At 48.3% G+C, this 22,195-nt stretch carries 14 protein-coding genes, 1 tRNA gene and 1 other RNA gene; 11 read left to right on the top strand and 5 right to left on the bottom strand.

Annotated elements, in window-relative coordinates; translation table 11 throughout:
- Positions 1 to 210: 210 nt before the first annotated feature.
- From KKE17_15460 to rmuC, 4 genes are all read right to left on the bottom strand, one after another.
- Entirely contained in the window at positions 211 to 1,395 is a 1,185-nt protein-coding gene (locus KKE17_15460; protein ID MBU1711396.1) for a phosphoglycerate kinase, read from the bottom strand.
- Between the two features lie 32 nt (positions 1,396 to 1,427).
- Positions 1,428 to 1,883, bottom strand: a complete 456-nt coding sequence (gene rimI, locus KKE17_15455) for a ribosomal protein S18-alanine N-acetyltransferase (GenBank protein ID MBU1711395.1) — start codon at positions 1,881 to 1,883, stop codon at positions 1,428 to 1,430.
- Positions 1,880 to 3,097 (bottom strand): glyceraldehyde-3-phosphate dehydrogenase, encoded by a 1,218-nt coding sequence (locus KKE17_15450; protein MBU1711394.1) that lies wholly within the window; start codon positions 3,095 to 3,097, stop codon positions 1,880 to 1,882. The genes rimI and KKE17_15450 overlap by 4 nt, the downstream gene beginning before the upstream one ends.
- Before the next feature lie 229 nt (positions 3,098 to 3,326).
- Complete coding sequence (gene rmuC, locus KKE17_15445) at positions 3,327 to 4,751, bottom strand: DNA recombination protein RmuC (protein ID MBU1711393.1); 1,425 nt, start codon at positions 4,749 to 4,751, stop codon at positions 3,327 to 3,329.
- Positions 4,752 to 5,416: 665 nt separating this feature from the next.
- Here rmuC and KKE17_15440 point away from each other — a divergent pair.
- From KKE17_15440 to KKE17_15390, 11 genes are all read left to right on the top strand, one after another.
- A tRNA-Ile gene (locus KKE17_15440) sits at positions 5,417 to 5,493 on the top strand.
- A gap of 166 nt (positions 5,494 to 5,659) precedes the next feature.
- Positions 5,660 to 6,508, top strand: coding sequence for a Nif3-like dinuclear metal center hexameric protein (locus tag KKE17_15435; protein ID MBU1711392.1), 849 nt, complete (start codon positions 5,660 to 5,662; stop codon positions 6,506 to 6,508).
- A 139-nt stretch (positions 6,509 to 6,647) separates the two neighbouring features.
- On the top strand, positions 6,648 to 7,364 hold the full coding sequence (locus KKE17_15430) for a hypothetical protein (protein MBU1711391.1): 717 nt from the start codon (positions 6,648 to 6,650) through the stop codon (positions 7,362 to 7,364).
- A 206-nt stretch (positions 7,365 to 7,570) separates the two neighbouring features.
- Entirely contained in the window at positions 7,571 to 8,011 is a 441-nt protein-coding gene (locus KKE17_15425; protein ID MBU1711390.1) for a ribonuclease HI family protein, read from the top strand.
- A gap of 62 nt (positions 8,012 to 8,073) precedes the next feature.
- Positions 8,074 to 8,432, top strand: an RNA gene (gene rnpB, locus KKE17_15420) — RNase P RNA component class A.
- A 76-nt stretch (positions 8,433 to 8,508) separates the two neighbouring features.
- Entirely contained in the window at positions 8,509 to 9,696 is a 1,188-nt protein-coding gene (gene ispD, locus KKE17_15415) for a 2-C-methyl-D-erythritol 4-phosphate cytidylyltransferase (GenBank protein ID MBU1711389.1), read from the top strand.
- Between the two features lie 148 nt (positions 9,697 to 9,844).
- The gene (locus KKE17_15410; protein ID MBU1711388.1) at positions 9,845 to 11,896 is read left to right on the top strand and encodes an adenylate/guanylate cyclase domain-containing protein; all 2,052 of its coding nucleotides are present in this window, start codon (positions 9,845 to 9,847) and stop codon (positions 11,894 to 11,896) included.
- Between the two features lie 353 nt (positions 11,897 to 12,249).
- Positions 12,250 to 15,465, top strand: a complete 3,216-nt coding sequence (locus KKE17_15405) for a hypothetical protein (GenBank protein ID MBU1711387.1) — start codon at positions 12,250 to 12,252, stop codon at positions 15,463 to 15,465.
- Between the two features lie 223 nt (positions 15,466 to 15,688).
- On the top strand, positions 15,689 to 15,910 hold the full coding sequence (locus KKE17_15400; protein MBU1711386.1) for a hypothetical protein: 222 nt from the start codon (positions 15,689 to 15,691) through the stop codon (positions 15,908 to 15,910).
- A gap of 138 nt (positions 15,911 to 16,048) precedes the next feature.
- Positions 16,049 to 18,697, top strand: coding sequence for a choice-of-anchor D domain-containing protein (locus tag KKE17_15395; GenBank protein MBU1711385.1), 2,649 nt, complete (start codon positions 16,049 to 16,051; stop codon positions 18,695 to 18,697).
- A gap of 373 nt (positions 18,698 to 19,070) precedes the next feature.
- Positions 19,071 to 20,537: an Ig-like domain-containing protein gene (locus KKE17_15390; GenBank protein MBU1711384.1), complete on the top strand. Its 1,467-nt coding sequence runs from the start codon at positions 19,071 to 19,073 to the stop codon at positions 20,535 to 20,537.
- 275 nt (positions 20,538 to 20,812) lie between these two features.
- Here the strand turns inward: KKE17_15390 and KKE17_15385 are convergent, their stop codons facing one another.
- A complete protein-coding gene (locus KKE17_15385; GenBank protein ID MBU1711383.1) occupies positions 20,813 to 22,030 on the bottom strand; it encodes an outer membrane protein transport protein in 1,218 nt (405 codons plus the stop codon).
- Positions 22,031 to 22,195 lie beyond the last annotated feature (165 nt).

The following is a 22,195-nucleotide window of genomic DNA, read 5'->3' as shown; positions in this document are numbered from 1 at the left end:
CTCAAAATGGTAGAGAAGCCTCAATGGGGAAGGGGTAACTGAAACAACTTTTGTTGATGCTGTAACATCAATGAGAGTTCTCAGTTTCCCTTGATAAGGTCATACGAATTCTTTCGGGAGTGTATGACCTTATTTTTTATATAATTTTCACAGTTATTATTGTTGCTATCAAATTTGGCATATCCTTTTCTTACTTTAAAAATTATTGAATCACCCTTTGGCGTCAAGGGCCGTAACACCCGGAAGCTCCTTGCCTTCCATGAGCATGAGAAAGGCGCCGCCGCCGGTGGACATATAGGAGATATTATTCGATTCACCGGCTTTATGCACGGCAACATCGGTGTCGCCGCCGCCGACTATGGTCAATGCATGCGATGCTGCAACGCTTTGAACCATTGCCATGGTGCCCCGCGAAAATGCATCCATCTCAAAAGCGCCCATGGGGCCGTTCCAGATGATGGTCTTGGCATTTTCAAGGGCCTCTGAAAAGAGCAGAGTTGTTGCCGGGCCGATATCAAGGATCATCCAGTGATTCGGAACTTCCTGCACGGTTGTGCGTTTGGTTTCAGCCCTGGGGTCGAATTTATCCGCAACGATACAATCCACTGGCAGATAAAGCTTTACCCCTTGCCTGATGGCTTTTTCATGAAGCTCTTTGGCGGTGTCGATCAGGTCTTCCTCGATTTTTGAGGCACCCACATCAAAGCCGATGCTTTTAAGAAAAGTATTGGCCATGGCGCCGCCGATAATCATTTTGTCGACTTTATCTATGAGGTTGCGCAGGGCACCGAGCTTGCTCGAAACCTTTGCGCCGCCGATAATGGCAACCAGCGGCCGCATGGGATCCCCCATGGATCTGTGAAAATAATCCATTTCTTTTTGCAGGAGAAAACCGGCTGCGCAGTCATCGAAATATTCGGTGACTCCGACTACGGATGCATGAGCGCGGTGTGCAACGGCAAAGGCATCATTTATAAAAATATCAGCCATTTCAGATAATTGCTTTGCAAAGTTGGGGTCATTTTCCTGTTCTTCCTTGTGAAACCGCAGATTCTCCAGGATGATCACATCGCCCTGTTCCATCTGATCCACAAGTTTTTTGGTTTCTGATCCGATACAATCGGGAGCAAGTATCACATCCTTGGAAAGCAACCGGGACAAACGTTTTGCCACCGGTGCCAGGCTGAATTTTTCCTGTCTTTCGCCTTTCGGGCGTCCCAGATGGGAGCAGATAATTACCTTTGCGTGCTCGTCAAGGGCGTGATTGATGGTGGGTAAAACCCCCCTGATTCTCGTGTCATCGGTGATATTGCCCTGGGTGTCAAGCGGGACGTTAAAGTCTACCCGGATAAGCAGACGTTTTCCCGCTATATCCAGATCGCGTATATTTTTCAAAGCTGTCTCCCTGCGTAAAAAAAATTAAAGCGTTAAGATAAATGTATTGCCATCATTATTGCATCATCAATGGGATGATTATAGTAGTTTTTTCGTATACCAGTCGTAATAAATCCTTTTTTTTCATAAAGATTTTTTGCGGGTATATTTTTTGAGCGTAATTCCAGAAAACATTTCTTGATCCCGGATGCATTAAGTTGCGCCATGGAAGAACCAATCAATTCGCCGGCTATGCCCTGTCGGCGGAAATTTTCATGCACGGCAAGTTTGAGAATCTCTGCTTCATCAATAACGGTGCGACCAAAAATAAATCCCAGTATCTGACTTTCCAGAGGGTCTTTAGCAATATAATGCCAGCCGAGGGGATGGGCCTGTTCAATCTCCAGCTGTCCTCTGCTCCAAGAGGATAGAGTGTGTTGTTCTATTTCGTATACCCCTTCAATATCACCAGAAGTCATTGGCGAGATGACCCATTTTTCAACCATCAAATCATCTGTTCGGCAACCGAAACGGTCCGATCAGCCAGCATGTTGGTGTAACTGCCCAGCTCATTATCATACCAACCGTAAATCACCGCCTGGGTAATGGGAACTTCCAGAGTTCTTGAGCTGTCGCTGCAGCCGATGGCTTTCAGCTTTTCGAGATTTACCTTTATTGATGCGGTACGGGTGTGGGTTTCAGTGCCTTCAATCACTGCCGCGGCAAACGGCATGCCGATAATGTCCGAGGAAACATTCTGTTCTTCAGTGTAAACCAGATATTTTGAGGAAGCTGCGTATTCTTTGTAAATATCATTGACCCTGTTGCGTTTTATCGGGTTGTCAAGGTCGTCCTGCAGGTTAAGAACAAGGACGATAAGTGAGCCGGTGGTTGTGGGAATACGCACGGATTCAGCAATAAAGCCGATGGTTTTCATTTCAGGGATGACCAGCGGCAGGGCGCGGGCTGCGCCGGTTGTGGTCAGGATGATATTGTTCAGGATGCTCCTGCTCTTTCTGAGATCGGTTGCGCCGGCGTTGGGTAGTCGGTCAAGAACCTGCTGGCTGCCGGTTGCAGCATGGACGGTGACCATTGAGGCGCTTAAGAAATTTTCCGCGCCTATATGATCAAGCAACGGCTTGATCATATAGGAAAGACAAGTGGTTGTGCACGATGCTGCCGAGACCAGTAGGTGCTTGGATGGATTATAATCCTCATCGTTGATACCCATGACGGTAGTCACTGCATCTTCTGGCATGTTCAGGCCTTTATCCTTGATTTTGAACGGCGCTGATAAAATGGCTTTTTCTGCACCGGCCTGAAGATGACCCCGCAAGGCACCACGCGGTGCATTGGCGTCGGCGGTGGGATCGTTGAAAACTCCGGTGGTGTCCACAACCAGGCGGACATCGTTGTCCTTCCATTTTATATCAGCCGGGTTTCTTGATTCCCTGAGGATTTTTACCGGAACACCATTGATTACCATTGAGCCTTCGGCTTCATTGAGGTTTTCTATTGCCCGGGAATCCTTGCAGCTTCCATATAAATAAGCGCTTAAGCGTCCATACGTACTGTCCCGTTCAATTGAGGCGGCTATGTCTTGTATTCCGGTCCCGACTTCCCTTCCGGTATTGACGATAATCTCCGAGAAATGCTTGCGACCGACATGATGCCAGAGTGAAAGTTTACCGATACGACCGAGTCCGTTAATTCCAAGTTTCATTGTAACCCCTTTTGCTTATTAATGAATATGCCAGTCTAGTGCATATATAATAAATTAAACAGTTATAAGATGTTTTGTTACTGGTTGAAGATGATTATGCCTGAGATATATTTGAAGAGGGATGATTATAAGAAAGGAGTCGATTTCAGGCAACAAAAACTTTGTATAATAATAATTTCAGGGATTAATCGGTTTGAATCTGAACAGAATACAATTGGCGCCGGCTAAATTAATCCGTAAGCGGAATATCATCATTATCTGCCGGACTGTCAATGTCCAGGGGCGGCCGGGTTGTTTTTTCGACGATTTTAAGATGTTCTATTTTGCCAGGTAAATGGGGGTCGATCTCTTGAAATTTCCGGGCGGTCACCAGAACACGGGTTTCAAAGGAGCCCACCGCCTTATTATAGGAAGAAACTGTCCGGTCCAGCCCTGTACGGATTTCTGCGAAATGTTTGGCAAGGGTGTGGATGCGGTTATAGAGGGTTTTGCCCAGTTCACCGATTGCATAAGCATGTTCGGTGATCCTTTCCTGCCGCCAGCCGTATGAGACTGCTCGTAAGAGGGCGATCAAGGTAGTTGGCGTTGCCAGGATGACTTTCTGGGCGACGCCGAATTCGATGAGCTCTGGTTCCTGTTCCAATGCGGCGCTGAAGAAATTTTCGCCGGGCAGGAAAAGAACCACGAATTCAGGCGACGGATGGAACTGTTGCCAATAGGATTTGCTGGCAAGTTGCGTCAGATGAGTCCTGACCTGTTGGGCGTGCTCTTTCAGTTTTTTAAGACGGGTCTGGTCGTCCTGCGCTTCCTGGGCCTCCAGATATGCCATGAGCGCCGCCTTGGAATCCACCACAATATTTTTTCCTCCTGGTAATTTTATAACCATGTCCGGGCGCAGACGGCCATGCTCCTCGGTGGTAACCGACTCCTGCTCAATGAAATCACAGTATTCAACCATGCCGGCCATTTCCACAACACGCCTGAGTTGTATTTCACCCCAGCGGCCCCGGACCGTTGGCGCGCTGAGCGATTTGACGAGATTGGCGGTTTCGCTATGAAGCTGCGCCTGGGTTTTGGCCATGGATTTCACCTGTTCTGTGAGTGTCGCATATGCCTCGGTGCGGGCCTGTTCTATCTGACGGATTTGTGTGTCGACTTTTTTGAGTGATTCGCTGAGCGGCTTGACCATTTCGTCAATGGCCTGTTTGCGCATTTCGATTTCTTTTGTGGATTTTTCCTGAAAACTGCCCATGGTTTCTTTGGCAAGTTCAAGAAAGGAACGGCTGTTGTTTTTGAAAATATCCGTTGAAAGGGCCTTGAAGGAATTTGAAAGTTCTTCCCTTGCCTGGTTTAACAGCGACAGTTTTTCCTGAGCGCCTTTTCGTTCTTCCTCCATCCGGCTTTCGATTTCGGCGATCCGGGTCCGCAGGTGGAGGATTTCATTTTGTAAACCGGAGATGGTCTCGTCTTTTTCAATTAATTTCGGCTCAAGTTTTTCAAGATGGACAATTTTTTCCTGGGCCTTGGTCTTGAGTTCGGCGAGCTGACTGATTTCCAGCCGGAGTTTTACTATTTCTTCATCGATCTTCAGCTCATAGTTTTTTAACTCTCGGAGTTGATCCTCTCTGGTTTGAAGTCGTTCTCTTAAAATCATTAGCTCCGCTTCAGATTCAACCTTGTGGGCATGCAATTCGGAAAGTATTCCGGAGCGAATGAAAATCCATGTTGCGACGCAGCCTAGTAGCAGTCCGGAAATCAGTGAGACTATGAGAGAAATGTTGATCATGCGAGTTGTATGTTTTTTCGAAAAAGTGGCTTGAAAAATAAGTTAAATGGAGTATTAGTTTTTGCTGATATTCGATTTCTTAGGCTCCGGTAAATAGGAAATTGACCGGGAGCTACGGGGATTGGTATCAAATGGTAAGGGTTCTTGAGCATCGATTTGGATTAAATCTGTTTTATTGATTCAGGTCAAGGTTGAAGTATGACGAATAACTATAAATTAGCAGTATGCCGCATTAACGAAAAGAAAAGTGTCGAAATTTAAATTTACATTACGGAAAATAACAATGCTGTAAACATAGGGACAAAGGAATGGTTCTGCAACGAGACAAGGAAGCCTATCTAGATGTCAGGATGAAAGATGGTCAGTGAAAAAGCAGTTGACAAAGATTTTATCGAGGATATAATCACCGGGATTTACTAAGTAAAATGACAACCTTGTGAAAGGTAATTGGTTGACGAGTTTCATGACCGCAACCAGCCGTATATACTGGATCGCCGTTGATTTTTACGACTTTTTATAAGAGCATAAAATTTGGGCCTATAGCTCAGTTGGCTAGAGCCACCGGCTCATAACCGGTTGGTCCCTGGTTCGAGTCCAGGTAGGCCCACCAGATTCGCTGAACGTGATAGAGAAAAATCATTTGATTGTCCCAACTATTAACAAACTCTGTGAAAAATTTATTTACTTGAGAGAACTCTCTCGGGTTTCAACAAAAAAGGTGCAACCACAAAAGGGTTGGACCTTTTTTTTATTATTTTTTTTGGGATAAACACCCTATGGCTGCCGGTATTTTACTCAGGGAAATTCTTACAATCCTTGACGGCATTGCGGCCTTTACCCTTGCGGAATCGTGGGATAATGTCGGGTTGCTGGTTGGTGATCCTGAGCAGGAAGTAAGCGGCATACTCGTGGCCCTTGACCCCACCGAAGATCTTCTGGATGAGGCAATTGCGTCAGGCGCCAATACAATAATTACTCATCATCCATTGATTTTCAAACCATTGAAAGCTGTTCGCACCGATGAATCCATCGGCAGATTTCTTTGTAAAGCATTGAATAATCGTATGGCGGTTATTGGCTGTCATACAAATCTTGATGTTGTTGCCGGCGGGGTGAGTGATGTTCTGGCAAGAGACTTGGGGATGATCGACATAATGCCCCTGGTCACCGGAAAGGAGATCAGGGGCCTTGAGGCCACCGCGGGAGACAGCATCGGATTCGGGCGGATAGGCAAACTTAAGGAAGCGATTCCCGCTGCTGTGTTTTTTGATCAGCTCCTTGAGGTGTTAAAGATTCCGGCAGCGAATATAGCCGGAAAATTTCCTGAGAAAATCAATAGGTTCGCAGTCTGCGGCGGCAGCGGCTCTGATCTCGCCGAGACGGCTTTTTCCAGTGGGGCGCAGGTTTTTATCACCGGCGAGGTGAAGCATAGTGTGGCGAGATGGGCTGAGGCAAACGGCCATTGCGTTATCGATGCAGGACATTTTGCAACTGAAAATATAGTAGTTCCGGTTATTGCTGCTACCCTTAAAAAACAGCTTGAAGCTAACTCAATACGGATAAGTGTAAAGGTTGCGTCAGATCAAAAAGGGCCTTTTCAATTATATTTGAAGAACAGTCATTAGAAATAATCAATACACGATTAACTCGTAAAAAGTCGCAGTAGTAAAAGGTCCACCAAGCAAAATCAACAGGTTACAAGGTAATAACTCGATGAAATCAGTCTTTTACGATTTCATCAATACATGAGAGACGGGTTGAAAAATGGGATTAAAGAATGATATGAAAAGCCTTCGTGAACTCCAGGCTATAGACCTTCAAATCAGTAAGATTGATGAAGATCTGGCCCTTGGAGAGGAAGAACTGGAAAAACGCAAACTTACCATTGCTGAACGCCAGGAATCAATTGTCAAATATGACGAGAAAAAGGGAGCGGGTGAAAGACGCCGCCGGGAACTCGAAGCTGAGGTCGAAGACGAGCTTGCGCGAATCAAGGACAGGCAGACGAAGTTGATGAATGTCCAGACCAACAGGGAATATCAGAGTTTACTCAAGGAAATTGAGGATGCAAAGAAAAATAACAAGCAACGGGAAGACGAGATTGTTTTGCTCATGGAACAGGTAGAGACCCTGAAAAACAAAGAACATGAACAGTCTACTATCTGTGCGACGGAAGAAACATTGTTGTCCGAAGAGAATGAGAAAGTCGGTAAAAACGCAACGACTCTGAACAAGAAGAAGGAAGATCTCCTTAAGACACGTGAGACCAAATCCAAAAAGGTTCCAGCGGCAAGTCTGAAAAAATATGAGATGCTCCGGGAGAAGCGAAACGGCATCGCAATTGTCGGGGTCACCAACAGTATCTGCACCGGTTGCTATATGAATGTTCCTGCGCAATTTTATAATGAAGTGCTCAAGGAAGAAAAAATTCTCTCGTGTCCTACCTGTAACCGGATGCTTTATTATCAGCCGGAGGAATAAGGTTGGTGAGCGAACGCCTGATTGTAAGTTCCGGAGACGAAATCCAATCGAGTCCGGGTGACGTCCTGCTGGTTCTTGAGAAGCGGTTGACGGATGATTTTTTATCCAAATGTTTTCCAGGCGAACTGCCCGGTGATATCAGGTCAATTTTGGCAAGCTGCGCTTCCCGCCTCAGTAAACCTGAAGGTGGATTTGTCCAGAAATCGATTGAGGATAAAAACCTTACTGCCTGTAAAAAAGCAGGCTCCAGGCTCACCGTTTACACCGATGGCGCTTCCCGGGGAAATCCGGGAGAAGCAGGCGCCGGCGCGGTGATTTTTGATGAAAGCGGCGGCGAGATCTATGCCAGGGGGAAATACCTTGGGCAATGCACCAATAATATGGCGGAATATCAGGCGCTTATCATGGGGCTTGCCGCGCTGAAAGACCACGGTGCCGAAAATATCTCGATATTCCTCGATTCCGAGCTCATTGTCAGGCAGTTGCAGGGTCGGTATAAAGTAAAAGACCAGAAACTAAAACCCCTGTTCATTGAGGTAAGCACTCTCCTTAATGAATTTACTGCCTGGGAAGTAAGGCATGTTCCCAGAAATGAGAACAAAAGGGCCGACGAACTGGCTAATCTCGGTATTGACGAAAAACTGTAATTCTGCAATTGCTCAAGTTTAGTATACAAGATTAGACTATCTTGAAGTATCTGTTAAGTGTTTGGAGTGGGCGCATGATCGCTGATCCGTCAAGGCGGGTTGGAGGAAAGTCCGAACTCCGCAGGGCAGGGTGGTTCGTAACGCGAACCGGGGGTGACCCTAGGGAAAGTGCCACAGAAAATATACCGCCCCGCTTGCGGGGTAAGGGTGAAAAGGCGAGGTAAGAGCTCACCGCTTTCATGGCGACATGAAAGGCATGGTAAACCCCACCAGGAGCAAGACCAAATAGGGAAACGTTTGAGGGCGGCCCGTCCGAGTTTCCGGGTAGGTTGCTAGAGGTGCCGGGCGACCGGCATCCCAGAGAAATGATCATGGCCCGCCTTGGCGGGTACAGAATTCGGCTTATAGCCCACTCCAATTTTTTTTCATTACGATAGTTGTTAAAGATCGTATTATCGCTGACTGTTATTTAAGAATCGGGCTTATTTACTCTTCCTATGTCAGATACCGCAGCCATAATACCTGCAGGAGGATCGGGTATCCGCATGGGGCTTGATACCCCCAAACAGTTTTTTGCCCTTGGCGGCATTCCGATTCTCATCCATACCATCCGTGTTTTTACGCAAAGCCCGTCCATCGGGCAAATTATTGTTGCGGTTCCGGAACAATATCTTCAATCCACCATTGATTTACTCGATAAATACGCACTTCAAGACAGATGCACCGTTGTTGCCGGTGGTACACATCGTCAGGATTCGGTGCGAGCCGGCCTTAAAGTATTAGAGAATAATCCTCTGGTCGCGGTCCATGATGCTGTGCGTCCCCTTATCAGCCCGGAATTGATTGAACAAACCATAGGAAAAGCACGTGTTACCGGCGCTGCGATGCTTGCCATACCGGTGAAGGATACCCTGAAAAAGGTCAATGAGCAGGGCGGAATTATCAAGACCATTGACCGGTCAACCCTCTGGCAGGCGCAGACCCCGCAGGTGGTGCGGGCTGACTTGTTACGCAAGGCCTTTGCCGCTGCGGATAACGATGGTTTTGTCGGCACCGATGAGGCTTCGCTCCTGGAGCATATAGGCCTGCCTGTTACCGTGGTGGAGGGATCGGAGAGGAATATCAAGATCACCAGGCCGGAAGATTTATTGGTTGCCGAGGCATTATTACACCACGAGAAATCTGGGAACATCGATATGCATGGATTGAGAATCGGGCAGGGTTTTGATGCCCATAGACTGGTTGGGGGCAGACCGCTTATCCTCGGAGGGGTTAATATTCCTCATTCTAAAGGATTGCTCGGGCACTCGGATGCCGATGTTTTGGTGCATGCCCTTTGTGATGCTATTTTGGGCGCCATGGGCCAAGGCGATATCGGCAGGCATTTTCCTGATTCCGATCCGCAATATAAGGGGGCTGACAGCCTGGTGCTTTTATCAAAAGTCATGGATTTAGCGCAGGCTGGTAATTTTTCCATGATCAATGCCGATATCACGGTAATTGCCCAGGAACCGAAACTTGTGCCGTATTTTGAAGACATGCTTGATAACCTGGCACGGACCTGCGGGGTTTCCAGAAATGTAATCAATATCAAGGCCACCACCACTGAGAAAATGGGGTTCACCGGTCGCGGCGAAGGCATTGCCGCCCAGGCCGTTGTTTTACTTGTAAAATCCTGCAGTTGACCCGTTCTGCCTGGTCATTTGGTAAAAGAATCGGTGCAGGTTTTTTTCGCAATTGCAGATCGTTTACAGTAAAATTTAACAATCTTTTTGTAATTTCAGCGGGGAGGCCTTTATCAAGCTTTTTGACAATTATCGAATACCGGGTCTGTTGGTAATTACCGCCATCGTAATCGGGCTTTATTTCCTTAACCTTGATTTCGTCAACAAACTTGCCCTCCAGCTTGAAGACACGAAATTCGGTATCCGTGATTCTCTGGGTCTTGTGCCTACAGCCAATGAAAACGTCGTCATTGTCGCAATTGACGAAAAATCCGTAAAAAGTCTGGGCCGTTATCCATGGGACCGCAGGGTTCATGCGGATTTGTTCGCCAGACTTGATCAGGCGAGTATTGTCGGACTCGATATAATCTTTGGCGAGCGGACGACACAGGAAAACGACCAGTATCTTGCCGATGTTATTTCTCAAAACGAAAACATTGTCTGCGGCTATCTTTTTCGGAATGAAGCTGTTGTGCAGACATCAGTCGAAGCTCTGGATTTATTACGGCATAATGATAGTGACTATCTCAATATTGAATTTCTTGATGAAGTTGTCGGCCTCGGCAACTACAAATATGCAGACATCAACATCCCTGAAATATCCTCCTCCTGCCTGACCAGCGCATTTTTTACAAACCAGCCGGATCCTGACGGACTTTATCGGAGGTACCCGCTGGGGTATATCCATCAGGGATTTGTGTTTCCTCCCCTGGCCGTGCAGCTTGTGAGATTTTACCAGAATAAACAGGCCGCAATCGTTCTCGATAAAGACGGGGTGAAGAGCTTTCGCCTGGGTGAGGTTGATCTTTCGGATGAGAACTATTTCAAGTTCAACTTTTATACTTTGGACCAGGATATTTTTATTTCGGCAGTGGACGTGTATGACGGCACTGTTCCCCCTGATTTTTTCAAGGATAAGGTCGTCCTCGTGGGGGTTACTGAAATGGGGTTGTATGACATGCGCCCCACGCCGGTTAATCCTGTGACTCCCGGGGTGTGGCTGCATTATACGGCGCTTTCAAATCTCCTTAACAATGAAATACTTGTTGGATCAAGGACCCTTGATGTTTCACTGATACTATTCGGATTGCTTCTGGTTTTTGCCATCAGTTTTCATCGGATTCTCTGGCAGCGCGTCGCCCTTTATATCGCCGTGCTCATGCTTCTTTCCGTTGTTGCAAACGGCGCACTTATTGCTGTGAATATCTGGCTGCGTGAATTTTTTGCCTTTGCCGGAGTAATTCTGCTGATGATTGTTCTTGAAATTTTTGCCTTTGTGCGTACCGAATTACGCGCCGGCGAGGTGAAAAAAGCCTTTACCTCCTATGTTTCGCCCGAGGTGGTGGGCGAAATCCTCAAAGATCCTGATAAACTGGAACTGGGCGGCGTGGAGCGGGAAATCACCGTGCTGTTTTCCGACATCCGTGGCTTCACCTCCCTTTCCGAAAAGGTGACTCCTACCCAGCTGGTGCAGATGCTGACCCAGATTCACGATCCCATGACCAATGTTGTCTTAAACAACAAAGGCATGCTTGATAAATATATCGGCGATGCGATGATGGCTCTTTTCAATGCACCCCTGGATGTGGCAAATCACGCGGACAAGGCAGTGCATTCGGCCCTTGCAATGATTGAGACCCTGCATGAAGTCAATGGCCGGTTTCGTGCTCAGGGATATCCCGAGGTTGATGTGGGTATTGGCGTCAATACCGGCAAGTGCATTGTCGGCAACATGGGTTCCAAGGTGCGTTTTGAATATACCGCCATCGGCGATGCGGTGAATCTTGCCTCGCGCCTTGAGGGATTATGCAAAACCTATAAATGCCGGGTGGTGATCAGCGATGCAACCAGAGAGCAGCTTTCGGACGGGGTGCTTGTCCGGCAGCTTGACCGGGTGCGGGTAAAAGGCAAAAACATTCCAGTGCATATTTTTGAGGCCATGAAAACCACCGAAGACAATAAACAGATCAAACAACGATTTGAACAAGGGCTTGAAAAATATTTTTCCCAGGAATTTTCGCAAGCCATGGCAATTTTTGAAGACCTCGCAGACAATATGGGAGACAAGCCATCAGAGATATTCATTGCCAGGTGCAAAGATTTTATCGCCAATCCTCCGGAGCAGGACTGGGATGGTGTATATTCTCACAAGACAAAATAGGTTTGACAGGTTCTTAAGATAGTCCCTTCGGGTTCACTTTGCATATTTACTCCTGCCAACTATAATCCGTTTAAGTTTTTTTGATTTTATATGAAAATTCTTACTGCACTGGATTGACGGTATTGATGATCAACGTAATTGCCTTTCGTAAATCAGTAAGTTACTGAAAATATGATTATCTACGCATGAAAAGGTTCTTGGCATGTGTTTTGCTAACCATTTACAGTAGTTGACATGGGCGCAGGTGTCTGATAGCCTATTTTTCAATTTTGGCATTGCGTCGAAAAGCAAATTCCTTTCACCTCACCTCCGGAAAGCGACGGAATAACATTGGAAAACGTTAGTTTTTTGCCATGACAAAAAAAACGCCCTCAGCCAAGCCGCCGGTTCCCGTAAAAATCAAATTCCCACGGCTGGAGCATTATCTCAAGCGCTTGCGGGTCTTTTCACTTTTTGACCAGGCCTGCACCAAACCTGTTGTCTGGGTATATGCGCCGCCGGGCCAGGGCAAAACCTGGGCTGTTTGCAGTTATCTGAAAGAGCGTCGCATCAAGCCTCTCTGGTATCAGATCGATGAACGGGATAGTGATCCGGCCACCTTTATCAATTTCCTCAACCTTGCCGTCAGGCAGAGTGCTCCCCGTTATCGCAAGCAACTCCCTTGCTTGACACCGGAATACAACTTTGACCTGGCCACATTCAGCCGCAACTATTTTGAAGAGATTTACCAGGTTTTACCCAAAGGTTTTGTCATGGTCTTTGACAACTACCAGATCCTGGCGCCCGACGCACAGGTCCATGACATGTTGCGGGTCGCAGCCGAGATCCTGCCGGAAGAGGGGCGTATCATTTTTATCAGCCGTGAGCCTTCGACGCCTTCATTCGTGCGCCTCACAGCCGGGCAATCCTTGTCTTTTATCACAAATCATGACCTGGAATTCACCAGGGATGAAACCGAAGCGTTTTTATCTGCACGACATCCCCAAACCCTTACACCGGAAGACATCGATGCCATACAAGCAAAATATCACGGCTGGGTCGCCGGTATGGTTCTGCACTCTCGGTTTGATTTTGTAAGCGACATGAACAACAAAGTTCCTCATTCATCCCCTGAGGAGGTCTTTTCATTTCTGTCCGAGGAAGTTTTCAACCGTATGCCGAATCCCCAGAGGGACATCCTTCTCAAGTCGGCACTCCTGCCGGAGATGACCAGTGTTTCAGTGAACGCCCTTACCGGCGACGGACAGGCCGGCGACCTGATAAAGAAATTTCATAAAAATGGATATTTTACCACCCGCCATGATCCGGTCACCGCGATCTACCAGTTCCACCCGATGTTTCGAGAATTTCTTCTGGAAAAAGGAAAAGTTGCGTATCCCCGCGAACATATCCAGGACCTGCAGCGACAGGCGGCCGCCCTGCTCCTGGAGGATGGAATGGCTGAAGAGGCATCCCTTCTGCTGCAAGACGCCGAAGACTGGATCGGCCTGAGCGAATTCATCCTCGCCAACAGCCGACCCTACCTTGAACAGGGCCGTTTCCGGGCACTGCTTTCTCTTGTTGACGCCCTTCCACCTGCTCATCAAAAAGCCCCGTGGATTAACTACTGGGCCGGCACGGCACTGCTTTCGGTGGATCCACTGGCGGCCCGCCGTCGATTTAAAGAAGCATTGCATACATTTGAGAAAGAAAAGCTTGAGGATGGGATGTGCCTGAGTTGGGCCGGAATGATCGATTCCCATTTCTTCATATGGGATGACTTTGCGCCGCTGGATGACTGGAAGATCTGGATGGATGATTTTCTTGCCGGGAAACCGTCCATCTCCTCTCCGGAGATACTGGCCCGGGTGGCATTCGGTATGTTCGGCCTCCTGCTGTACCGTTCGCCGGGACACGCTGATATGCCCAAGTGGTCGGAACAGGTAGCAATGATCTGTAAAACCGCGCCCAATATCAACCACCGCTTTGCCATGGCCACCCAATATCTGATCTATCTCATATGGATGGGATCGTTTTCCGAGGCAACCATTTTTATCAATCACATGGTGCACGGTGCTGATCTCGACAAGGTCGAACCTTTCTATCTCCTGCCCTGGCTGCAAACCGAGGCCATGTTTTACTGGCTGAATGGAGATTTTGAGAAAAGTTCCGCCAGGGCGAATAAAGGGTTGGCATTGGCGGATAAATCCGGCATTCACATCTTTGATTTTGTTCTGCGGGCTCAGAACTGCTATCTTACCCTGGAATCAGCCGACCCGGAAGAACGGTGCCGAGCCTTGGCCAAATTATCTGCGGTGAAAGATCTATTCGGTAAACTCAACCAAGGGCACTTCAACTTCGTGGCGGCACTTTATGCCCTTGCCGATAATGAAGAAGAACGCGCTCTGATCCATATGAAAAAGTCACTGGACTTTGCCATCGAACGAGGTGGGGTCTTTCCTGAAGGGCTCAGCACCATTGGCATGGGAGCGGTTTTGATTGAACTGGCACGATATGATGAAGCTGAGCAATATTTCAACCGGGCCGGTGAAATAGCAGCACATATCAAGAGTCTTTACCTCGATTATTCCCGGCATCTTGGCCTGGCGGAACTGGCCTTTGTACAAGGGCTGAAAAAGAAGGGTTTGAAATTTCTGGCCCAAGGACTGGCCATCGGCAGAGCCAAAGAGATCTACAATCTTGACTGGTGGCGTCCCCAAACCATGAACAATCTCCTGATCACGGCCCTGGAAAACGACCTGGAAACAGCGCATGTCCGGAAGATGATCCGCAAACGAAAGGTAGTGCCGAAAAGTCCGCCTCTGCATTTGACGAACTGGCCGTGGGAGGTCAGAATCTACACCCTGGGCCGTTTCAGCATTGTGGTGGAAGACAGATCGCTTCGCTTAAACGTTAAGACGGGTAAAAAAACCCTTGAACTGCTGATGGCCATGATCGCCTTTGGCGGACGCGCGGTGCCCGAGGAAAAACTTGCCGATTGTTTGTGGCCCGACGCCGACGGCGACGCAGCCCACAGCTCATTCACCACGACGCTGTCGCGGTTGCGAAAAATTATTCCCGGCGACATCCTGGTGATGAACCACGGCAAACTGACCATTGATGACCGGCGTTGCTGGGTCGATACCTGGGCGCTGGAAAGAAATCTCGGCGAGGTGGAAAAGCTGCTTGCCGGCCCGACGGATTCTAGAAATGCGGCATTTGAACAGATACAACAATCACTTTCTCTCTACAAAGGGCCCTTTCTGGTCAACGATGCACAGGCAGGGTGGGCTATCGGGCCGCGGGAGAGGTTGCACCTTAAAGTGCTGCGGACGATAGAGCGCCTTATGGCCATTTTCAAGCAGAGCGGTGATTGTCTGGCATTGACTCCGCTCTATGAAAAAGCCCTGGAGCTTGATCCGCTCACCGAAGAATATTACCAGGGGTTAATGGAATGCTACGTTTCACTTGGCGACTCCTCCCGTGCCCTTGCCGTGTATACCAGGTGTTGCGAGCAGTTATCCGATGCCTTTGGCATTGAACCCTCGGCAAAGACCCAATCACTCCGCCAACGCATCGTTTCCAGGTAAAAGCCTGAAAACAACACTGGCGATATTTTCAAAAACACTCATGCATGCCGGGCTTTGGGTCTGGCATGCTGATCTATAGCCCAAACGCCTTTCACTGTGTTTCCCCGTCTTCCTGATTTATCCCCTGAAAACTTCCTGTCATTACAGCCAGTCATTATCCCCCTGCAATTTTTTTTTAAAAGTGTGACCTGTTTGTGACTCGCCGGTGAGTAAATTCACCAGTATGAAAGATTCTCCATGCTCATCAGGCACCAAGCTCCTGGAAAGTTATCTTGTTCGCATCTACAGGCGGAACAGAAAGCAGTTGCCTGACGCTCAAACGGAAATCCTCGGGACTGTTGAATATGCAGAAAGCGGCGAGCGGGTTTCGTTTACGGACCCGGACGAACTCTGGAATATTTTGACCAAGGAAAAAATTGGCTCACGTCAAGGCGGCAGAAGATGAGTCGTCCAAGAGAGAAACAAAAGCAGCAGCTTCGATAATAATCAAAAAAAGTGGGCCCCCGGCCCAGGTTGAATAAGACGAAAGGCGAAATACTGCCAGATTATAAACGAAAAACAAGCTTAAGAATGAGGTGAATGTATGGCTCAAAAAATTATTATTCAGCTTATGTGTATGTTTCTGTGGGCGGGTTTTGCCAGTGCCGTAGATCTTCCGAAGACAGGCCAGACGACCTGCCGGGATAACTTCGGTACGATTAACTGTACAAACACCGGTCAGGATGGCGACACCCAGGCGGGACTCGCCTGGCCCGATCCAAGGTTTACCGACAATGGTGACGGCACCTTAACCGACAATCTCACCGGACTCATCTGGCTTCAGAATGCAAACTGTTTCGGATATTTAAATTTTCCGGATGCTTTAACCTATGCTAATTCTGTTTTACAAAACAACGTATGCGGACTGACGGATGGTTCAGCCTTAGGCGACTGGCGGCTTCCCAATATAAATGAGCTGCGAAGCCTGATAAACTCTGGGGACAATACAGTTACCTGGTTGAATACCCAGGGGTTCATTAATGTGCAGGATGTAGATTATGTTACCTCCACTACTTATGCCTATGATACTACAAAGGTTTGGCGTGTGGAACTAAGTAGCGATTACACCTTGACCTATAATAAAGTCAGCGGGGGCTTTAATTTCCTGGCAGTACGTGGCACTTCAACCGGGCCAGCCCAAGTGTTGCGCACCGGACAGTCGACCAGTTACTTGACCGGTGATGATGGAGATTTCCAGGCAGGGGCGGTCTTACCGTCCCCTCGGTTTAGCGACAACGGCGATGGCACAGTCACCGACAATATCACAACTCTCATCTGGCTCAAAAATGCAGAATGTTTCGGAAAACAAGGCTGGTATGACGCTCTGGCAGATGCCAACAGTCTGGCAGACGGCCTCTGTGGCTTAACCGACGGTTCAGCTGCTGGTGAATGGCATCTCCCCAATCGGGTGGAGATGCGCAGCCTGATCGACTATTCGCAATCATTGCCGGCGTTGACGCCCGGACATTCTTTTGTAAATCTTCCATCTGTAAATAGCGTGTATTGGACTTCTACTAATTATGGTACGGACACAGCCTGGTATATTTCTATGGGCGATGGCGGACTAGCAACTACTTCAAAACTCAAGGTTTTCCCGGATGGTTGGTACGCCTGGCCGGTAAAAGGCGGCGGCGTTGTAACTCCTGTGCCGGATATAACCGTCACCGATTCAGCCGCACCAGCAACGGACCTTGATGTCGTTTTCGGAGATGTAACCCTAAACACCTCATCAGACCAGACAGTCACCATCACCAATGACGGCAGCGCCGATCTTGTCATAGGCCTCATTGCCCAGGCGAACCCGGTGGCAGGTGCGTTCAGCATTCTCAACGATACCTGTTCATCACAGACCCTGAATCCGGATGCAAGCTGCACATTCACCGTTCGTTTTACTCCGGACGCGGTCGATGCATTTGTGGAAAGTTTCGACATCCCCTCCAATGACGTGGACGAAAACCCGGTCACCATGGTGCTGCACGGCAACGGAATCGGTACACCCGCTCCTGATATCACCCTTGATGTTCTACAGATTCCCTTTGGCTCTGTCACCGAAAATACAACCGTCGATCAGGTTGTCACCGTCACCAACAACGGCAATGCCGATCTCGTGCTCGGCACAGTCGGGGCCAGCGACACTCTTGCCGCGCCTTACAGCATCATTAATGACAATTGTTCGGCTCAAACCCTGACGCCGACGGCAAATTGCACCCTCACGGTCCGCTTCGCCCCTCTGGGAATCGGCAGCTTCAATGACAGCTTCGATGTTCCCTCCAACGACCCGGACGAAAACCCGGTAACAGTGAACGTAAGCGGCACCGGCGCTGCCACACCGGTTGCGGATATCGCGGTCAGTGATTCCGTGACCCCGGCTGATGACCACATAATACCCTTTGCTGATCTTACGGTTGGAGTCTCAGGCGAACAGACGGTGACCATCGAAAACCTCGGCAGCGCTGATCTTGTAATCGGCCAGATCGCCCAGAATAATCCCCTGGCAGCGCCATTTACAATTATTAATGATAACTGCTCAACGCAAACCATTGCGCCGTCGGCAAGTTGTACGTTCACAGTCCGCTTTGCTCCCATAGCTGCGGAAGCTTTCAGCGACAGTCTTGATATTCCTTCCAATGACCCGGACGAAAATCCGGTAACAATAAACGTCAGCGGCACCGGCCTTTCGGCGGCAACAAACAATCCACCTTCGGCGCCGCAGCTGCTTTCTCCGGCAAACGGCCAGCAAGGAGTGGCCACCACCCTGGTGACCCTGACATATCTTAAAGGCACTGATCCCGACGCTGATCCGTTGACCTATGAACTCTACCTTTGCACTGACAGCGATCCTTTTAATAACTGCCAGCCATATGTGAATCCGACAGCAGCGGTTGTCGCTCCAAAGATACCTGCTGGTCCTGGAAACGGCACTATGATGCTGTTTGCATTCACTCTGACCGTGCTTGGCGCCGCCCATTTCCTGCAGAGAAGAAAAGGCCTTGCAGTCGGCATGCTGTTGACCGCCGGGGTTCTTCTTGTCTCGTGTTCCGGCGGCAATCACGACCCAAACCAGGGCAGCTTTACTGCCAGCAACCTTGCCCCTGATACGACCTATTACTGGTCCGTGGCGGCAGACGACGGTAATGGCGGTCAAACACCAAGCGATACGCGCCATTTCACCACTGGAAATGAAGCGGAATAATCGATAAGCAAAGCATTATAAAAAGAGGAGCTGTCCCGGAAGTGAGGCAGCTCCTCTTTTTTGTGATTTCCTTAAAGCAAAAACCGGCAACCGTAAGCTTTCCTCGCAAAATAATTCTGTTACAACCACTCGAAAATACAGGGTAAAATTTGACGCCAATCAAAAAAATCACCCTGTGACCTGTTTGTGACCTTCCGGCAGTTATACATCTCAATAGGTTTTGTCCCTGGACTTGAAATCACCTGAAATCAATAAGGAATCCGACCGTTTTTCCGGGGTAACCATCAGTGCCGATGGACTGCCGCACACCGGCAAGACGGGTTGGATAAGCTGATTTATTTGAAATATATCACACCAACAAAAGGAGAAAACTATGACTTTCAGATGGATGTTTAAGACTTTTTGGATTTATGGACTGATATCGATTTTCCTGACAATGGTGTTGTCGGGCTGTGGCGGGGGCTCAGACGGCGGCGACTCCACCCCGGCAGCAGGGGAAATAACCGCTCTTCCCGAAGATGGGGCGTCTTCTGTCAGCGTACTTTCGGATATCAAAGTAACCTCCACCATAGAACTTGATCCTGCGACCATCGATGAAACCACGGTAACCCTGAAAATCCTCGGCAAGGCGCTTCCGATCCAGGGCGATGTTTCTTATGATGATGTCACCGATACGGTTATATTTTCCCCCTCAAAACCATTACGATACGATGTCAGCTACATCCTGAACATTGCGGGTGTTCGCTACCTGTCCGGCAGCGCCCTGGCTGATCTCGAAATCACTTTTCATACCTTTCACAATCCGGTTGATAAGATAATAAATTATGCAGCCGGCAGTATTTCGCAGTATACCGCATACACCTATAACGCCTCGGGACTTTTGACACAATATGCATACTACAACGGTCCCGGAGCAGACCTGGAATGGCTCACCGTTGACGACGATATAAGCGGTTACAGTGCATCTGCTTACGACGCGGACGGTAACAATACACAGAGGAACAGCTACAATGGACCCGGACCGGACGCCGTCTGGCATACTGATGATGATCAGATTTCAGACTATTATATTTACACTTATGACGCTGCCGGCAACATGACGCGCAGTTTGCAACATAACACTGCCGGCGCTGACGGCATCTGGTTTACCAATGATGATATTACCTATAATAGTACTAACATTTATGACGCTGCCGGTAATATGACGCACCTTGTGAATAATGGCCCCGGTGCCGATGGCATCTGGCTTAACGATGATGATATCGTAAACTCTTATAACATTTTCACCTTTGACACCCTCGGCAATAAAACCCGCAGTGCATATATCAACGATGCGGGCATCGACGGCATCTGGTTCAACGATGATGATTCTGTAGCAAATTATTCGGATTATTCCCACGACTCCTTTGGAAACACTCTTATGACCATAAGTTACGATGGGGCAGGCGGGGATGGCATCTGGTTTACGTCCGATGACCTGAAAATAAATCACGGCACAAATGTAATTGACTCCAATGGGAATATACTCGCCCAAACTGGATTCAATGGGCCAGGGACGGATGGGGTGTGGCAAACCGCAGACGACGACATATCGTCTTATACAAACAGAACCTACGATGCAGCCGGACAACTAACACAACTTGCTTCCTGCAATGACCCCGGAACGGACGGTGTCTGGCATACCGATGATGATCAGTTTTCGTTCTATAATACTTACACCTATGACGCCGCCGGCAATATAACCATCCTTGAAAGATTCGAAGATCCGGGTACTGATGGCGTATGGTTTACCGATGACGACCCCAAAAAATCAGATTACACTTATATAACGGATTTTTAGCGCCACGAAACAGGCTTAAAGACATCAGGTTTGACTGGCATGAGGCGTGAGAATGCCCACCAGTCAAGCCTGCCCAAAATGGAAATACACCGTAAAAAATTCTTAATGTGGAGTTTGTTGAACCCAGCCCTGCCAAAGTATTCTATCCCCATTCGGGGAGTCTTTTCAATACCCCGAATGGGGGTATAAGTGCCTTAACAGTGGCCTGTAGTACCTCAAAAGCATTATGCTTTTTGAAATTTCTTGTTCTTTTACATGATCCGCGCAGTAAGGAACTAAAAACGATTCAAGACGCTGAAACCGAATGCATGCACCAGATTACCGTATGTTCCGTCAAGAATTTCGTTATCGACTTTTCTGTCTTCATACAGACCGAGATTGTAGAAACCGTCCAATGTCCAGTTATTGAAAAATCGACCGAAACCAATGCTGATATTATGTGAATCTGCGTCCGGGTTGCCGGGATCCATGGTGTGTTCCGGCACCATTGTCGGGATATAGGCGTAACCGCCACGGAGGGAATACTTGTCATTCAAGCGATATTCAATGCCAAGCTTGAACTGCAGTGAATCCTCCCAGTCCAGAATGGTCGTTGAATCGACAAGACCTGCCGCAGGGACCTCATTGGCAATATCAAGATGGCTCTGATCAAAGCTTGACCATCGAACCAGTTCCACGTCCATTGCAAGAGTTAATTTTTTATTATGGATATAGGCTATGCCAAAGCCGTAGCTTTCAGGGAAATCTGATTCCGTCGACACATCGGTTGTATAGCCGGCGCCACCGAATGCCGACTGCAGTGCCGGAGCAATGCCGGTTACGGTGAGTTCGCCTTCAAACTTAACGTTAATGCTGCTGCGATAAGCCAGGCCAATGCGAAAATTATCAGGTGCAGACCAGAGAAGACCGAAGTTATATCCCCATCCTCCCCCATCCGCTTCAATATTGCTCAAACCGTCACCGGTACCGAAATCAATCATCCGACTTCCTTCCTTCCTGGCATACATGTAATCGAGACCAATAGCCAGAGAAGCTGTCGGGTGAAACTTCCAGGAAACGGTGGGATTAACCGCAACAGTGGCGATGCTTCCTTCGGTGGACAGATATCTGGTGAGCCCGGTATCGCTCCATTTTCTGCCGCCGATGCCAAAAGGAGAATACAGGCCGATTCCAAGAGTTATATCCTTGAATTCCGATTCCCTTGTATAATACAGGTGCGGCGGGAAAAAGAGCTGGAAATCGGTATCCTCCTGCTCCCCCGTATTGCTTTCATAACTTGACGAAGGCGCTATGGTTGTAAAACCGCCATAAAGATTGTTTCCTTCGATATAAGAAATTCCGGCGGGATTATGAAGGATGGCGGAAGGGTCGTCGGCAACCGCGATAAACGCCGTGCCCATGCCTGCCGCCTTGCTGCCATGCACCGGACCACCAGCCAAAGAAACAGTCGGCCATAATAAAAAGAAATATAAATAAATATGTTTTATCGGCATATTATGATCTCGGTATTGTTGAAAATTCATTATTGTTTGACTTCAAAAGTTTGTCAATTAAATATGCTGAATATGCAGTTAACTATGCGACAAACCCATATGTTGTAGTCAGTCACCCACCATCATTCGCCTTGGGATAGGATCGCAGTAGCCTGCTGTATTAGC

Source organism: Pseudomonadota bacterium, from assembly GCA_018823135.1.
Taxonomy (GTDB): Bacteria; Desulfobacterota; Desulfobulbia; order Desulfobulbales; family CALZHT01; genus JAHJJF01.
This window is presented reverse-complemented; position numbering and strand designations above follow the sequence as displayed.

Bases quoted from the DNA above. Each gene is read 5' to 3' on its own strand.
- KKE17_15450 (MBU1711394.1), bottom strand. From the start codon at position 3,097: ATGAAACTTGGAATTAACGGACTCGGTCGTATCGGTAAACTTTCACTC.
- rmuC (MBU1711393.1), bottom strand. From the start codon at position 4,751: ATGATTTTAAGAGAACGACTTCAAACCAGAGAGGATCAACTCCGAGAG.
- KKE17_15435 (MBU1711392.1), top strand. From the start codon at position 5,660: ATGGCTGCCGGTATTTTACTCAGGGAAATTCTTACAATCCTTGACGGC.
- KKE17_15430 (MBU1711391.1), top strand. From the start codon at position 6,648: ATGGGATTAAAGAATGATATGAAAAGCCTTCGTGAACTCCAGGCTATA.
- ispD (MBU1711389.1), top strand. From the start codon at position 8,509: ATGTCAGATACCGCAGCCATAATACCTGCAGGAGGATCGGGTATCCGC.
- KKE17_15405 (MBU1711387.1), top strand. From the start codon at position 12,250: ATGACAAAAAAAACGCCCTCAGCCAAGCCGCCGGTTCCCGTAAAAATC.
- KKE17_15400 (MBU1711386.1), top strand. From the start codon at position 15,689: ATGAAAGATTCTCCATGCTCATCAGGCACCAAGCTCCTGGAAAGTTAT.
- KKE17_15395 (MBU1711385.1), top strand. From the start codon at position 16,049: ATGGCTCAAAAAATTATTATTCAGCTTATGTGTATGTTTCTGTGGGCG.
- KKE17_15390 (MBU1711384.1), top strand. From the start codon at position 19,071: ATGACTTTCAGATGGATGTTTAAGACTTTTTGGATTTATGGACTGATA.
- KKE17_15385 (MBU1711383.1), bottom strand. From the start codon at position 22,030: ATGCCGATAAAACATATTTATTTATATTTCTTTTTATTATGGCCGACT.